This is a genomic window from Bacteroides sp. MSK.20.12 (assembly GCF_019052435.1).
GTDB lineage: Bacteria > Bacteroidota > Bacteroidia > Bacteroidales > Bacteroidaceae > Bacteroides > Bacteroides xylanisolvens.
In genome coordinates this window covers 187,045-203,726 of sequence record NZ_JAHQVH010000004.1, presented here as the reverse complement: position 1 = coordinate 203,726, position 16,682 = coordinate 187,045, and the positions used below count along the sequence as shown (strand labels likewise).

The 16,682-nt window shown below is 41.8% G+C and carries 13 protein-coding genes and 1 pseudogene; 7 read left to right on the top strand and 7 right to left on the bottom strand.

Annotated features, from left to right (window positions below):
* The 6 genes from metH to KTR06_RS03930 form a co-directional block, all read right to left on the bottom strand.
* Positions 1–2,748 carry a methionine synthase gene (gene metH / locus KTR06_RS03955; protein WP_211146409.1) on the bottom strand — a complete coding sequence of 916 codons (2,748 nt, stop codon included), beginning with the start codon at positions 2,746–2,748 and terminating at the stop codon, positions 1–3.
* 89 nt (positions 2,749–2,837) lie between these two features.
* Positions 2,838–3,290 carry an SsrA-binding protein gene (gene smpB, locus KTR06_RS03950; protein WP_004310798.1) on the bottom strand — a complete coding sequence of 151 codons (453 nt, stop codon included), beginning with the start codon at positions 3,288–3,290 and terminating at the stop codon, positions 2,838–2,840.
* Between the two features lie 9 nt (positions 3,291–3,299).
* The gene (locus tag KTR06_RS03945; RefSeq protein WP_004315986.1) at positions 3,300–3,845 is read right to left on the bottom strand and encodes a Yip1 family protein; all 546 of its coding nucleotides are present in this window, start codon (positions 3,843–3,845) and stop codon (positions 3,300–3,302) included.
* Between the two features lie 32 nt (positions 3,846–3,877).
* A complete protein-coding gene (locus KTR06_RS03940; protein WP_087318217.1) occupies positions 3,878–4,639 on the bottom strand; it encodes a hypothetical protein in 762 nt (253 codons plus the stop codon).
* 82 nt (positions 4,640–4,721) lie between these two features.
* Positions 4,722–5,222, bottom strand: coding sequence for a DMP19 family protein (locus tag KTR06_RS03935; RefSeq protein WP_008643253.1), 501 nt, complete (start codon positions 5,220–5,222; stop codon positions 4,722–4,724).
* 436 nt (positions 5,223–5,658) lie between these two features.
* A complete protein-coding gene (locus KTR06_RS03930; RefSeq protein ID WP_008643251.1) occupies positions 5,659–6,063 on the bottom strand; it encodes an HsmA family protein in 405 nt (134 codons plus the stop codon).
* Between the two features lie 237 nt (positions 6,064–6,300).
* On the opposite strand from KTR06_RS03930, the gene KTR06_RS03925 reads away from it, so the two are divergent.
* The 6 genes and pseudogenes from KTR06_RS03925 (at position 6,301) to KTR06_RS03900 (ending at position 10,306) form a co-directional block, all read left to right on the top strand.
* On the top strand, positions 6,301–7,002 hold the full coding sequence (locus tag KTR06_RS03925) for an iron-sulfur cluster assembly scaffold protein (protein ID WP_007759112.1): 702 nt from the start codon (positions 6,301–6,303) through the stop codon (positions 7,000–7,002).
* 20 nt (positions 7,003–7,022) lie between these two features.
* On the top strand, positions 7,023–8,033 hold the full coding sequence (locus KTR06_RS03920; RefSeq protein ID WP_005677721.1) for a GGGtGRT protein: 1,011 nt from the start codon (positions 7,023–7,025) through the stop codon (positions 8,031–8,033).
* Positions 8,034–8,340: 307 nt separating this feature from the next.
* Positions 8,341–8,640, top strand: coding sequence for a nucleotidyltransferase family protein (locus KTR06_RS03915; RefSeq protein ID WP_008021707.1), 300 nt, complete (start codon positions 8,341–8,343; stop codon positions 8,638–8,640).
* The gene (locus KTR06_RS03910) at positions 8,633–8,971 is read left to right on the top strand and encodes a DUF86 domain-containing protein (RefSeq protein WP_004315993.1); all 339 of its coding nucleotides are present in this window, start codon (positions 8,633–8,635) and stop codon (positions 8,969–8,971) included. Before KTR06_RS03915 ends, KTR06_RS03910 begins: the two co-directional genes overlap by 8 nt.
* 142 nt (positions 8,972–9,113) lie before the next feature.
* Positions 9,114–9,287, top strand: a pseudogene (locus tag KTR06_RS03905) (GGGtGRT protein); the annotation flags it as partial.
* A gap of 656 nt (positions 9,288–9,943) precedes the next feature.
* The gene (locus KTR06_RS03900; RefSeq protein WP_008643248.1) at positions 9,944–10,306 is read left to right on the top strand and encodes a DUF1622 domain-containing protein; all 363 of its coding nucleotides are present in this window, start codon (positions 9,944–9,946) and stop codon (positions 10,304–10,306) included.
* 152 nt (positions 10,307–10,458) lie between these two features.
* Here KTR06_RS03900 and KTR06_RS03895 read toward each other — a convergent pair whose 3' ends face one another.
* Entirely contained in the window at positions 10,459–10,860 is a 402-nt protein-coding gene (locus KTR06_RS03895; protein WP_008021699.1) for an FKBP-type peptidyl-prolyl cis-trans isomerase, read from the bottom strand.
* Positions 10,861–10,960: 100 nt separating this feature from the next.
* Here KTR06_RS03895 and KTR06_RS03890 point away from each other — a divergent pair, with 100 nt between their 5' ends.
* Positions 10,961–16,591, top strand: coding sequence for an alpha-2-macroglobulin (locus KTR06_RS03890; RefSeq protein ID WP_217289978.1), 5,631 nt, complete (start codon positions 10,961–10,963; stop codon positions 16,589–16,591).
* The last annotated feature ends 91 nt before the right edge of the window (positions 16,592–16,682 follow it).

Below are 16,682 nucleotides of genomic sequence, written 5' to 3'. Positions count from 1 at the left end.
TTAAAACAGATTCAACTTATTTTTCTGCGCCTCTTCCAATGAAACCGTTTCACGTTTCAGCAGACCGCTTTTTTCACGAAGCACCTCATATTCGCTATTCAGTTCGTTCACCAATTCGGCTTTCAGCTGTGGATTCAATAATTTGGAAGCAACACTTGCATTCTGGGAAGCATCTTTCAGATGTACCACCGGAGCGTGATAGACAGGAGCAATCTTCAATGCTGTATGCATTTTCGATGTAGTAGCCCCACCAATCAGAAGAGGAATATCCAGTCCTGCTTTTTCGAGTTCCAAAGCCACATGCGCCATTTCTTCCAAAGAGGGAGTAATCAGACCACTCAATCCAATCATATCCACTTTTTCTTCAATGGCACGCTGCACAATGGTTTCCGCCGGCACCATCACTCCCAAGTCTACAATATCATAACCATTGCAAGCCATCACCACCGCTACAATATTTTTTCCAATATCGTGCACATCGCCCTTTACAGTTGCCAGCAACACTTTTCCAGCCGCGGCGCTTCCTTCCACTTTTTCCGATTCGATAATCGGCTGCAGGATAGCTACGGCTTTTTTCATCGTACGGGCAGTCTTCACAACTTGGGGAAGAAACATCTTACCGGCACCAAACAACTCACCTACATAATTCATTCCATCCATCAACGGGCCTTCAATCACATCGACTGCTTTATCATAAAGCGGCAATGCTTCCGCCAAATCCTGTTCAAGGAAATCTCCGATTCCTTTCATCAAGGCATATTTCAAGCGTTCCTGAACGGATTCTTCTCTCCACGCATCTTGTTTGGCGGCTGGTTGTCCGGCAGTTCCGCTCATAGTTGCTTTCAGCGATTCCGCCAATTCTATCAGACGTTCCGCTGCGTCCGGACGACGATTTAAGACGACATCTTCTATCTTTTCCAATACATCGGTCGGGATATCACTATATAACACGGAAGTACCCGGATTCACAATTCCCATGTCCATTCCTTGCTGAATGGCATGATAAAGGAATACAGCGTGCATCGCCTCACGGATATAATTATTGCCACGGAAAGAGAAAGAAAGGTTACTGACTCCTCCGCTAATATGAGCACCCGGAAGATTCTTTTTGATCCATGCGGTAGCTTCAATGAAATCTACGGCATAGTTATTATGTTCTTCGATCCCCGTAGCTACGGCAAGTACATTGGGGTCAAAAATAATATCATGAGGATTAAAACCTACTTTATCTACCAAAAGACGGTAAGCCCGTTCGCAAACTTCTATTTTACGGGCGGCTGTATCTGCCTGACCTTTCTCATCAAAAGCCATTACGACGGCGGCCGCTCCATATTGGCGGATGATACGGGCATGTTCGAGGAAAACGTCCTCGCCTTCTTTCAGAGAAATGGAGTTAACGATTGACTTTCCTTGCAGACATTTCAGGCCGGCTTCAATCACTTCCCATTTGGAAGAGTCAATCATTACCGGAACACGGGCTATTTCCGGTTCGGACATGATAAGATTCAGGAAAGTAGTCATCTCTGTCTTTGCGTCCAACAGTCCGTCATCCATATTGACGTCAATCACCAAGGCACCATCTTCCACTTGTTGACGGGCGATGGAGAGAGCTTCATCATATTTCTTTTCGTTTATCAGACGAAGAAACTTACGAGAACCGGCTACGTTGCAACGTTCGCCGACATTTACAAAGTTAATTTCCGGTTTGACTTCCAATAGTTCAAGTCCGGAAAGCCACATACAATCCGGTGCAAGAGCAGGGACGTGTGGTTTAGCACCTTTCACGAGGGCGGGATATTCGGCAATATAGGCATCCGTCGTTCCACAACAGCCGCCAATGATATTGATTAGTCCTTCTTCGATATATTCTCTCACTTCGTGAGCCATATCAGCAGGTGTCTGGTCATACTTACCCAGGCTATTCGGTAATCCGGCATTCGGATAGGCGCTAATATAATAAGGTGCACGAGCTGCCAGTTGTTCAAGGAATGGTTTCAATTGGCGGGCTCCGAAAGAACAGTTTAAACCGACAGAAAAGATATTGGCATGTTGCACGGAAGCAAGAAATGCGTCCAATGTCTGGCCGGACAATGTTCGTCCGCCAATATCAGACACCGTTACAGATAACATGACAGGCACTTCGACACCTGTTGCTTTCATTGCTTGTTCGGCTGCAAAAATAGCAGCTTTAGCATTCAGGGTATCAAAGATTGTTTCGATCAGAATGGCGTCTACGCCACCTTCAAGCATTGCTTCCATCTGTTGCTGATAGGATGCAGCCAGTTCGTCGTAACTCAAAGCACGATAAGCCGGATTGTTCACGTCCGGGCTCATAGAGCAGGTTTTATTGGTTGGGCCTACAGAGCCGGCTACAAAACGCGGTTTATCGGGATTCTTTGCAGTGTACTCGTCGGCAAGATCACGGGCTAGTTTTACGGCTGCCAGATTCATCTCACGCACGTATTCTTCTACGTGATAATCAGCCATAGAAACTGTAGTCGAACTGAATGTATTGGTTTCGATGATATCCGCACCTGCTTCCAGGTATTTACGATGAATATCCTGAATCACGTCGGGACGTGTAAGACACAATAAGTCGTTATTCCCTTTCAACTGTCCGGGGATATGCGCAAACCGTTCACCACGAAAATCTTCTTCCTTGAGGTTATATTGTTGAATCATTGTACCCATTGCCCCATCCAGAATAAGGATGCGCTCGGATACGACTTGAGAAATTGTCTTTTTCATTACCCTATCACATTAATACCTAAATACCTACTCTGCCATCTTCTGCCAGACACTTCGCAGTCCGGCGTTTATCTTATAGCGGTTTTTACTTACCGCTTGAACATTCTTGCCATATCTCTACGGTCGTCTTTCTCCTTTATAGATTCTCGTTTATCGTATTCTTTCTTACCTTTCGCCAAAGCGACTACCAGTTTCGCCAAACCTTTTTCATTGATAAACAAGCGTACAGGAACAATCGTAAAGCCGGGATTTTTCATCTCCCGCTGAAGTTTCTCCAATTCTTTTTTACTAAGCAACAACTTCCTCTCTCTACGTGCCGTATGGTTATTGTACGATCCATAGAAATATTCGGCAATGTGCATATTCTTCACCCACAATTCGCCTTTCGTAAAATAGCAAAACGTATCTACCAGACTGGCTTTTCCCAAACGAATGGACTTTATTTCCGTACCGGTCAATACAATACCTGCTGTGTAGGTATCTATCAGCTCGTAATCAAACGTAGCCCGTTTATTCTTTATATTTACAGGAGGTTGTTTCATCTTTACTCATTAATTAAGTATAGCCGTCAGTCTATTAAACACGATCTGTATCACTGCCGGACATAGTATTAACAATACAGACGACAAAAGGGTGTATTTTAATCGTTGTTTTTCTTCTACTCCCATCAGTATAGGAACTCCCTCCCATACCACATAGACGATGTAGAACTGCAGCAACCAAGCAATAATTCTAAAATCAGGTAATAGTCCGGTTACTATCTGAAGCAGGAAAGACACAACCAATGCATATCCTGCAAACTGTTGTGTCAACGGCATATTACTATGCATGCCAAACATCCTTGTTCCCATTTCATTGATGGCATAAGCTGCCAGAAAATAGCCACCGAACAAGGCTACAGCTACGGCGCAACAATTGGTCATAGCTATCTGGAAACTTTGCGGACCTCCCCACCCATTCGTCAATAACGAACCGATGAATACGGACAGACCGCATAAACCAATCATAGGATAGACAAAAGCCATAAATACTTTTCGCCTATCCTCTTCCATAGAAATTTCCTCCCAGGCCTTGGCCGGAGAGGAAATCAATTTCATTGCTATGTTAAATAGTTCTTTGTAGTTCAATGTTATTCTGTAAATGCGTAATCATATTCAACCGAAGTTTCTCCATTCGCTTCTTTCAATTCATCTTTCGAATTATTGGTTTCAGCTGTCAGTTCCAAGTATTTCGGCAATTTACCACTTGTTGCTGTTTTAAATGCTTCAAGAGCAGTCCTAATAGAATAAGCTCTATAAGCATACGTAAAATTAGAACGAGTAACAGTCTCACCTTCTGCATCATCAACAACGTGACTAATATATAATTTTAGTTTAGTATCAGTAGCTTTTATGTCAGGATCATAGGAAAGAACAAATGAATGTTTCTTTACTTCTGAATCTTCAACGCTAGAGTTTGTAACTTTCACCCAATATGGCATTGTCAAAACAATCGTATTTTTATCATAATAAACTAAACTTGACTGTTGCTTATCCAATGAATAAAGAGGATTAGTAGGTTCCGTTTTTGTGTAAGTCAAAGTTTCATTACCTTTAGGGTCAATACAAAGCGGAGTAGATAGCAAAGTAACTGGTATATTAGTACTGTTTGCTGTCACCTGTGATTGGTCATATTGGCATGAAATTATAAACATATTTCCATCCAAAAAGCCCAACTCTGTAGTTGGCACCAACTTCGTAGTTCCATCACCCATCAAAAATGATCCATAATTATACTTAACAGGAACAGTCATTGTAACATTGTGGTTATCATCTCCATTCATACAAGAAGTAACTGACATACCCATAACCACAGCCATCAAAGCCACCAAGAAAAATTTCACTTGTTTCATAAACATATTTTTTAGATTTTGCAAAGATATAAATTCTAATTCATAATTAATAAATGCAAGTACTTAAAAAATACTGCATCCGTTACTTTATTATTTTTGCAAAAAGTTCCAAATGTTCATCTACATAGCTTGCAATCAATGCTGTGACCTGTTCTTCCATTTCTAAATAGGCTTCTTCCAAGTCATCAAAAGCTTCATATTGCTCGTACATAGCCATAAATTCATCATCCGTCCGTTCCTTTTCCAAGTCTTTCCGGTTGGCATCAAAGATTTTCTTAGCCTTATAAACTAATTTCGAAAACTCTTCCGCTCCCCATAAACGCATCACTTTCGCAAACGGATTATCAAATATATAGCCACCATAACCATTCTGAATCAATTGGCAAAATCCCCCCGCCATCACCTCATCACGAAAAATCTGATAAGCCAGCAAAGAATGTTGTTCCCCTGTCAGCAGAGGCATTGTTTCGGCGGTTAGTTCGCCACCGATAATCTCTTTATATTTATCTGTAAACGCCTGGATAAATTCATCCATTCCTTCACCCGCAGCCTTTTGCAAAGTAGATTCTACAACTTCGATCATAACTTTCTTATATAAATTATGCAGCAAAGCTACGAATTTTATTCTACATCCAGTAATAATCCTTACACAATCTTACCTGTCTTAACTTCATTATCTATCCTCCACTGCCTTCACACGACGCATATCAACTCATTTACAGACACTTCCTGTGAACAAATCATATAAAACACGGTATTCACATCCTTCACAGAATATGTATTTCACAGTTTCACCACATAGTGAGAACCAATACTTGCTATATTAATAGAAACAGGCAAATAGCATATATATCCCGAACGGAAAGCAACTGTTTAATAACAGACGACTCCAGTCGGCTATCCAGTCAACTCCAGTCGGCTAATCAGACAACGATAGTTGTCCGAATCGCCGGCTATCGTCAGCCGACAAGAATATTGTAAGGTGATTTATGAATAGCCGGCTCTATTCAGGCTATTTATTATACATGTAATCGCATCCCCAAATAAACTCCTATTAGATAAGGTATAAGCCAAATGCACCAAACTACAATGCTGAAACGATTAAAATGTCTCTTTTCTATAGGCGTTCCCTTCACATAGGTCCATATCGCCCATAACGCATGTACAAACATCAGAAGAATAGCAATTGCCCCTGTCACCGTATGCATTTCGTCATGCAGATGAGTCAGTTCGGCAATATGCTCCATCAGGCTTGTACCCACCGTGTCGGCCAGCAACCCGAGAAGAAAGAAAATGATATGCCAAAACTTTAATTTCCTTTGAAGACGTTCTCCCCAAACACCTATCGTATAAAACACAAGCGCAGATGAAATAACGCAAATTGCCGCTATTAAATAATGTATATCTATCTGATTCAGTTCCATAAATTTTCTTTTTCTAATAACAACAAAGCACAGGATAGATAGTTCTCGCGGTCTCAATCTTTCACAAATGCAATCCCGACTTTACAAACGACGAAAAAACGTAAACAGATTTGTCTCTTTTCACAAAAAAGTAATAAAAGGCGATTTGCAGAAACAAATAAATCGACTACCTTTGTGGGCGATTTAGAGAATCGTGACTACGTATTTTTAATTATATCACTAAAAAAAGAGCTAATTATGACTTATTCACACGAAGTGGAACACATGTGTGTTGTAAAGAAGGGCCCTAACCACGGACCGGCTCCCATACCCGAAGAAGGCAAATGGGTAAAATCTAAAGAAATCGTTGATATTTCTGGTTTGACACACGGTATCGGTTGGTGCGCTCCTCAACAAGGTGCTTGTAAACTGACACTGAACGTTAAAGAAGGTATCATTCAGGAAGCTTTAGTTGAAACTATCGGATGTTCCGGTATGACTCACTCTGCTGCTATGGCTGCTGAAATTCTTCCGGGAAAAACGATCCTTGAAGCATTGAACACTGACCTTGTTTGCGACGCTATCAATACTGCAATGCGCGAACTTTTCTTGCAAATCGTATACGGACGTACTCAATCAGCTTTCTCTGAAGGTGGTTTGATTATCGGTGCAGGTTTGGAAGACTTGGGTAAAGGTCTGCGTAGCCAGGTAGGTACTCTTTATGGTACTTTGGCTAAAGGTCCTCGTTACCTTGAAATGGCAGAAGGTTATATCAAACAAATCTTCTTGGACAAGAACGACGAAATCTGCGGATACGAATTCGTACACATGGGTAAGTTCATGGACGAAATCAAGAAAGGTACTGATGCTAACGAAGCTTTGAAGAAAGTTACAGGTACTTATGGACGCGTAACAGCAGAACAGGGAGCAGTTAAATCTATTGATCCACGTCACGAATAATATAAGGAGGAAAGAAAACTATGATTAGAGAAGTAAAATTCGAAAGCCAAGACCGTCGTATCAAAGGTATCATTGAAGCCTTGAACGCTAACGGCATCAAAGACATCGAAGAAGCTAACGCTATCTGCGAAGCTGCCGGACTTGATCCTTATAAAACGTGTGAAGAAACTCAGCCTATCTGTTTTGAAAACGCAAAATGGGCTTATGTAGTAGGTACTGCCATTGCTCTTAAGAAAAACTGCACAAACGCTGCTGAAGCTGCTGAAGCTATCGGTATCGGTCTGCAAGCATTCTGCATCCCGGGTTCTGTAGCTGACGACCGTAAAGTTGGTATCGGCCATGGTAACCTTGCTGCTATGTTGCTGCGTGAAGAAACTAAATGTTTCGCTTTCCTGGCAGGTCACGAATCTTTCGCTGCTGCTGAAGGTGCTATCAAAATCGCTGCTAAAGCAGACAAAGTACGTAAAGAACCGTTGCGTTGTATCTTGAACGGTCTTGGAAAAGACGCTGCTCAGATCATCTCTCGTATCAACGGCTTTACATACGTTCAGACTCAATTCGATTACTTTACTGGTGAACTGAAAGTTGTTCGCGAAATCGCTTACTCTGACGGTCCTCGTGCAAAAGTAAAATGTTATGGTGCTGACGACGTTCGCGAAGGTGTAGCTATCATGTGGAAAGAAGGTGTAGACGTATCTATCACAGGTAACTCTACTAACCCGACTCGTTTCCAACATCCAGTTGCAGGTACTTACAAGAAAGAACGTGTTCTTGCTGGTAAACCATATTTCTCTGTAGCTTCAGGTGGTGGTACAGGTCGTACTCTTCACCCGGATAACATGGCTGCCGGTCCTGCTTCATACGGTATGACAGATACGATGGGTCGTATGCACTCAGACGCTCAGTTCGCCGGTTCATCCTCAGTTCCTGCTCACGTAGAAATGATGGGATTCCTTGGAATTGGTAACAATCCTATGGTAGGTTGTACAGTGGCTTGCGCTGTTGACGTAGCTCAGGCCTTGAGTAAGTAATTCAAATAATTACCATATAGTAAATCCCTGTAACTGATAAGGTTATGGGGATTTTTATTTTCAGTATGTTCGTAGGTTGAACTGCTGATTTACCTCTCTCCTACCTTTCTAATATAGTTTAGTTTTGTATTCCTACCTAATACTGATTTCACTTTACTAAGATGGATATAGATACTACTTTAAACTAAAAAAGAAAGTATTTATTAGTCCAATGCAAAAAAAGTAGAGTATTAATACAACTATCCCTAATGATACCTTGTTAAAGTAAGAGTTATTAATTATCTTTGCATTGAAAGGAGATACACCTATGAAGCTGATTGAAAATAATATCCAAAAGATAATTGACCTATGCAAAAAACATAAGGTACATAAATTATTTGTCTTTGGTTCTGTTCTTACGAGTCGTTTTAATGACAACAGCGATGTTGATTTAGTTGTCGATTTTAATAAGGCAGAAGTAAGCGATTACTTTGATAATTTCTTTGATTTCAAATATGCTTTAGAAAATTTGTTTGGTAGAAAAGTAGATTTACTGGAAGAACAGACTATTAAGAATCCATATTTGAAGAAGAATGTGGATGCAACTAAAACTTTAATCTATGGATGAGTTAATAAAGAAACACTTGCAAGATATTCTAACTGCCATTGAAGAAGTAGAAAGTTTCTTCGGCAATGCTCCTAAAGTTTATGATGACTTCTATAGTAACCTATGCCTTAGACGAGCCGTTGAAAGAAACATAGAAATTATTGGTGAAGCTATGAATAGAATACTAAAAGTTGATAAAGATATAGCTATAACCAATTCTCGTAAAATAGTAGATGCCAGGAATTATATCATACATGGCTATGATAGTCTATCCGTAGATATACTTTGGAGTATGGTTATTAATCATTTACCAAAACTAAAAAATGAAGTAACAGCATTACTAAATATATAAGGTTTGTGACTTATTCACGACCATTTATTCAAAGCAGAGAGATTTATAATCTGGAGCGTTCTTTAAAACATTTCAATATTAACCTGTAAAACAATCATTTACGATTAATTTGATTGAATTATAGGGATGCAGTGTCACTACTTCATACGGTATGACAGATACGATGGGGCGTATGCACTCAGACACTCAGTTCGCTGGTTCTTCATCTGTTCCTGCTCACGTAGAAACGATGGGATTCCTGGGAATTGGTAACAACCTGATGGTAGGTTGTACAGTAGCTTGTGCTGTTGACATAGCTCAGGCTTTGGGTAAGTAATTTATTACTTTTATACATAAGGAGAGTGCTCAATACAGCACTCTCCTATTTTTATTTAAAAACAAAAACTTTTGGAATAGCGTTTCCATTCTATATTTATTAAAAGATATTGGCATAAACACCAAAGAATTATTATATAACAATGCTAATTTATCAACTGAACTTTGTTGGATATAAACCTAATAACCATATCTGCATAAGCTCATAATCAATAAAATTATGGAATACATCAACGAATTTCACAAGCAATGGATAGAGCGTACTCGCAAGTCAATAGCATTATGGAGCAAGTAGCCAGCCTCATTAGAAGAAAAAAGGAAGCAACAAGAACGTTTGGATCAACAGAGAGCTATAAGAGAAGGCAAATTGAAGAGTTAATTTCATTTGCCAATTCAGACGATTTATGGATCCCCCCTCTAATTTGAATATAGAATTCTTAAGTAAAGATGGAGAAAATGAGTCTATACAGGAGATGAAGATATAGTTGTAAAGCTGAACAACTTTAAGTACACAGGCGATACTTTATGGAATAGATGGAGATTTGTATTTTATTGATATACAATTAGATTGAGAGCTCAATCCTAACGAAAGTTCTATTTGAGAACTATTATACAACTTCACTTGTTTATATAACAGATACTAAACATTATACAACAATGCTACTCACATTCTTAAATACACTCGCCACTATCATCAGTGTCATCAGTCTACTGATTGTGACCTATGGTGTGCTCGTTGGTTTCGTTGCCTTCCTGCGCAATGAGATAAAACGGTTCAACGGAACTTATACTATTAATAATATCCGGCAACTTAGAGCAGATTTCGGCAGTTACCTCTTACTAGGACTGGAATTCCTTATCGCATCCGACATACTGAAAACTGTAGTTGATCCTACTTTGGATGAACTGGCGATCTTGGGCGGAGTAGTTGTAGTAAGAACTATACTTTCCGTGTTTTTGAATAAAGAGATTAAAGAATTGGCAAAAGATGATTCTGTCAAGGACATAAAGAAAATATAAGATAGGTCAGCATTATTAAATGTCTCCAAAGCTGCATATTTTTATTACCGGATATTTCTACTTTTAGCTACCTTTGCAAAAGCAAATCCTTTATAAAGAAGCTAAAAGAAAAATATCCATGCATCTGATTATATATAGCTCATTTTTATACTCTATGCAACTCCAAGCAGTTCCACTTCGAATATCAATGTCGAGTAAGCAGGAATAGAATCAAAAGATTTAATACCATATCCCATTGCATAAGGTATATAGATAATCCATTTATCTCCAACGTGCATTTTCTGAAGTGCTACCTGCCATCCTTCTATTACATCACTAAGACGTAAGGCATCGGGACAAGTACGTTCATAAGAATTATCAAATACCCGGCCATCAATCAGACTTCCTTTGTAATGCACGGTAACAATACTCCGCGCACCCGGAGAAATCGTACCTTCACCAGTTTCCAAAACTTTGTAATAAATTCCACACGGCAACGCAAAAACACCTTCCTGAAATGACAGCTTTTTCAGAAATCGTCGATTGGCCTCTTTGTATTCTTTCTTTTTCCCCATAAATAAATTGATTAAGAACTTGCAAAAATAATCAGAATAACAAAGGATTTAGCATAAAAACTGTATATTTGTTTGTTGAACTATAAAAAAACTCATCGCTATGGGACTAACAAAGACTACACGTAGCATTAGTGCTACCGGACTACTCCTACTTATCATGATGACTGTGGGCCTATATTCATGCACACGTACTCAAAAAGACATCATTCCTTCTGCCGATTATGCACCGTATGTAAATGCGTATACGGGAGGAGTTATTTCACAGAATTCAACCATACGCATAGAGTTGACCCATGACCAACCCATGGTGGATCTGAACAGTGAGTTAAAAAACAATCCGTTCAGCTTTTCCCCTTCATTAAAAGGAAAAGCATACTGGGTAAGCAACAACACCATTGAGTTTGTGCCGGAAGAAGGAACATTGAAACCGGGAACGCTCTACGAAGGAACTTTCCAACTGGGAGACTTCATCGAAGTGGACAAAAAACTAAAAGAGTTCAACTTCTCATTCCGTGTGCAGGAACGTAACTTCACTTTGCAGTTGGAGTCGTTACCAATTACAGCTACCCAACCGGATGAAATAAATATTAAAGGAGAAATACGCTTCAGCGATGTAGTGAAAAAAGAGGAAGTGGAAAAGATGCTGACTGCCAGCGATGGCAAGAAGAGTTATCCGGTAGAAGTCACCGCGACAGACAACCTTACCCGGTATCAGTTCAACATCAGACAAATACCCAGAGAAGCTGATGATTACCCATTGACCATTACAGCCAATGGTAACCCAGCCGGCATTGACCGCAAACAAAGCGAAGAAGTGCTGATACCGGCTAAAGATTGCTTCCGTTTTATGTCTGCCGAACGCATTGAACAACCGGAAAACGGAATTGAGATTGTTTTCTCCGCTCCTTTATCCACTACCCAGGATTTAAAAGGACTGATTGAGATTCCGGAAGTCTCCTCATCTATCTTCCAAATCAGCGAAAACAGAGTCTTTATCTATTTCGAAGCAAACACACAGAACAAACTGACGTTGAATATCCATGAAGGAGTCAAAGACAGTCAAGGTAAAGCGCTGGGAACTTCTCATACGATCTCGTTCAGTGAAGTAAGTCTGAAACCACAGGTAGAAATGTCTACCTCCGCCGCTATCCTGCCCGATTCGAAAAGTCTGATTATTCCTTTCAGAGCAGTCAATCTATATGCTGTGGATTTGAGCGTGATCCGCGTCTTCGAGAATAATGTATTGATGTTTATGCAAACCAATTCGCTCGCCTCGGCCAATGAACTACGCCGCTCGGGAAGACTGGTTTACAAAAAAACATTGTGGCTTGCCAAAGATGCTTCCAAAGACATTCATCATTGGGGAGATTACTCAATAGATCTTGCCGGGTTGATTCATCAGGAGCCGGGTGCCATATACCGTGTCATACTTTCATTCCGTCAGGAATACTCCGCTTATCCTTGTGGAGGAAACGAGAATCAGGATATGAAATTTGCCGACAGTAACACATCCGACGGGTTGATCAAAGTAAGCGGAAGTGTCTTGTCAGAAGAAGATGAAGCCATCTGGAATACGCCCGAAGCTTACTATTATTACAACGGAGGAACAATGGACTGGAGCGTGTACCGATGGACGGAACGCGACAATCCATGCCATCCATCTTATTATATGAATTCAGACCGAATTGCTGCATGTAATGTGTTTGCTTCCAATCTAGGAATGATTGTAAAACGGAATTCACTGAACAAACTATGGATTGCCGTAAGCAATATTTTGGACACCAAACCGATAGGGAAAGCACAAGTAACAGCATATAACTTCCAGTTACAGCCCATAGGAAAGGGAGAGACCAATGGAGACGGGTTCGTTGAAATCACTCCGAAAGGCGTACCTTTCATTATCGTGGCAGAATCGGAAAAGCAAAAGGCGTATGTGCGTGTCGTAGACGGTGAAGAACAGTCCGTCAGCAGATTCGATGTAGGAGGAAAAGATATTCAAAAGGGATTGAAAGGATTCATATATGGCGAAAGAGGAGTATGGCGACCGGGAGACACATTGCACATTTCCTTTATATTGGAGGACCGCGAAAAGAGAATCCCCGACAAGCATCCCGTAGCACTGGAAATATATAATCCGAGAGGACAGTTCTACACCAAAATGATTTCAACGCAAGGAATGAACGGATTTTACACATTCGACGTTCCGACACAGGCTACAGATCCGACCGGACTCTGGAATGCATATATTAAGGTAGGAGGAACCACCTTCCACAAAGGTCTGCGCATCGAAACCATAAAGCCCAACCGCTTGAAAATAAACCTGGCATTGCCAAAGGTTCTTCAAGCTACGGACAAAGATATCTACGCCCCACTCACTTCGACCTGGTTGACAGGAGCCACTGCCTCCAAATTGAAAGCTAAAATAGAAATGTCTTTATCTAAAGTGAATACACAGTTTAAGAAGTACGGACAATATATCTTCAATAATCCGGCTACGGATTTCACGACTATCAAAACAGATGTATTTGACGGTACACTGGATGCAGAAGGAAAAGCCAGCGTCACACTGAAAGTTCCGACTGCAACCGAAGCACCGGGTATGTTGAATGCAACTTTCACCACCCGTGTATTCGAACCGGGAGGAGATGCCAGCATCTACACCCAAACAATCCCGTTCTCGCCATTTACATCTTACGTCGGTATCAACTTGAACCAACCGAAAGGCAAATATATTGAAACGGACAAAGATCACGTATTCGATATTGTGACTGTAAACACGCAGGGACAGTTAGTGAACCGTACTAATCTGGAATACAAAATATACCGCATCGGCTGGAGCTGGTGGTGGGAGAACAGCGGTGAATCTTTTGGCACTTACATCAACAACAGTTCCATCACACCTGTTGCCAGCGGCAACTTACAGACAAGAGGCGGAAAAGCATCCTTCAAGTTCCGCGTCGATTATCCATCATGGGGACGCTACCTGGTTTACGTAAAAGACAAAGAGAGCGGACATGCCACCGGAGGAACCGTTTATATAGACTGGCCGGAATGGCGCGGACGTTCGAGCAAAACAGATCCCAGCGGCATCAAGATGCTTGCTTTCTCTCTGAACAAAGATTCATACGAAATTGGAGAAACAGCCACAGCCATTATTCCTGCGGCAGCGGGAGGACGTGCACTGGTATCCATTGAAAACGGTTCGACAGTTTTGCGTCAGGAATGGATAGAAGTCTCCAACGGAGGAGATACGAAATATACATTCAAGATTACGCCGGAGATGACTCCGAACGTATATTTGCATATCAGTCTGTTACAGCCTCACGCACAAACAGTCAATGACCTGCCTATCCGTATGTACGGCGTTGTTCCGGTATTTGTCACTAACAGTCAGACAGTATTGCAACCGCAGATACAGATGCCGGAAGTGTTACGCCCGGAAACCAACTTCAACGTAACCGTCAGCGAAAAGAGCGGTAAACCGATGACTTATACATTGGCGATCGTAGACGACGGTTTATTGGATCTTACCAACTTCAAGACACCGGACCCATGGAATGATTTCTATTCACGCGAAGCGCTTGGCATCCGGACATGGGATATGTATGATAATGTATTGGGAGCTTCTTCCGGAAGCTACAGTTCGCTTTTCAGCACAGGTGGAGACGCCACACTGAAACCTGCCGATGCTAAAGCAAACCGTTTTAAACCGGTAGTCAAGTTTATAGGTCCTTTCTATCTGGGAAAAGGAAAGAGCCAGACGCATACATTGAAACTTCCGATGTATGTGGGTTCGGTACGTGCCATGGTGGTTGCCGGACAGGACGGTGCTTATGGCAATGCGGAAAAGACTGCCTTCGTACGAACTCCATTGATGATGTTGTCTACTTTGCCCCGTGTGCTTAGTATTCAGGAAGAAATTACCGTTCCGGTCAATATCTTTGCGATGGAGAATCAAGTGAAGAATGTGACCGTATCACTTCAGGTATCCGGTGGAGGAGTACAGATTGTAGGAGCTAACCAACAATCGCTCAAATTCACCCAACCGGGAGACCAGCTTGTCTTCTTTACCTTAAAAACAGGCAGCAAAACCGGAAAGGCTACAATCCACCTGACAGCAAATGGCGGCGGACAACAAACCAAAGAAACCATTGAAATAGACGTACGCAATCCGAATCCGGTAGTAACCCTGCGCAACAGTCAATGGATAGAAGCCGGACAAAGCAAAGAATTGTCATACAACCTAAGCAGTTCTTCCACAAATAATCAGATCAAGCTGGAAGTATCCCGCATACCTTCGGTAGATATCAGCCGTCGGTTCGACTTCTTATACAATTATCAGCACCATTGCACGGAGCAGTTGACTTCCAAGGCTCTGCCTCTTCTGTTTGTCGCTCAATTCAAGACGATAGATAAGACGGAAGCCGAAAAGATAAAGACGAATGTACAGGAAGCTATCCGGCAGATTTATGGTCGTCAGCTCCCCAACGGCGGATTTGTATATTGGCCGGGGAATGCTGTTGCCGACGAATGGATCAGTTCTTATGCAGGAATGTTCCTGACGCTGGCGCAAGAAAAAGGATATGCCGTTCATGCGAACGTACTGAACAAGTGGAAGCGCTTCCAACGTGCAGCCGCACAAAACTGGCGTATGCCGCAGGAAGCAAGCGGTTGGCAGCAATGGCAGTCGGAATTGCAACAAGCCTTCCGTTTATATACCCTTGCATTGGCAGGAGTACCGGAATATGGAGCCATGAACCGAATGAAAGAACAGACCGGATTATCTATTCAGGCCAAATGGAGACTGGCAGCCGCATACGCACTGACCGGAAAGATGAAACCGGCTGAAGAACTTGTGTATAATGTAGAAACAACGGTGAACCCCTACTCTTCCATGAATCAGATTTACGGTTCTTCCGATCGTGACGAAGCAATGATTTTGGAAACACTCATCCTGATGAACCGGGAACGGGATGCTTTACAACAAGCGAAAGTCGTTTCTAAGAATCTATCACAAGAGGATTGGTTCAGTACACAATCTACCGCTTTTGCTCTGATGGCAATGGGACGTCTGGCAGAAAAGCTGTCAGGCACACTGGATTTTGTGTGGTCATGGAACGATAAACAGCAGCCTGCTGTAAAATCAGCCAAAGCTGTGTTTGAAAAAGAGATCGCTACCACTCCAAAATCCGGCACTGTTTCTGTGAAGAATCAAGGAAAGGGAGCGCTTAGCGTAGACCTTATCACACGTACGCAGTTATTAAACGATACGTTACCGGCTATCAGCGATAACCTCCGCATGGATATAAGATATGCTAACCTGAACGGTACACCGCTCTCTGTCAATGACATCATACAGGGAACTGACTTTATGGCTATCACCTCAATATCCAATATCAGCGGTACTTCCGATTACACTAATCTGGCACTGACGCATATCATACCGTCCGGTTGGGAAATATACAATGAAAGAATGGTTGCTCCCAAAACGGAAAACGTAGCAGCCGACGGCTCCGGTCAATCAGTCAGCAAGTACAGCTATCAGGATATACGTGATGACAGGGTGTTGACCTATTTCAATCTGCGCCGCGGTGAGACAAAGGTATTCACTGTCAGGTTACAAGCGACCTATGCCGGTAACTTTATTCTCCCTGCCGTTCAATGTGAAGCGATGTATGATGTAAACGTACAGGCACGAAGCAAAGCAGGAAGAACAACTGTCAGTCGATAATATTAGGCACGGATTACACGGATTTCACGGTTCTACTCGTTCACTTAAACCGCGTAATCCGTGCCTAATTATTTCGTACCTTATTATTTCT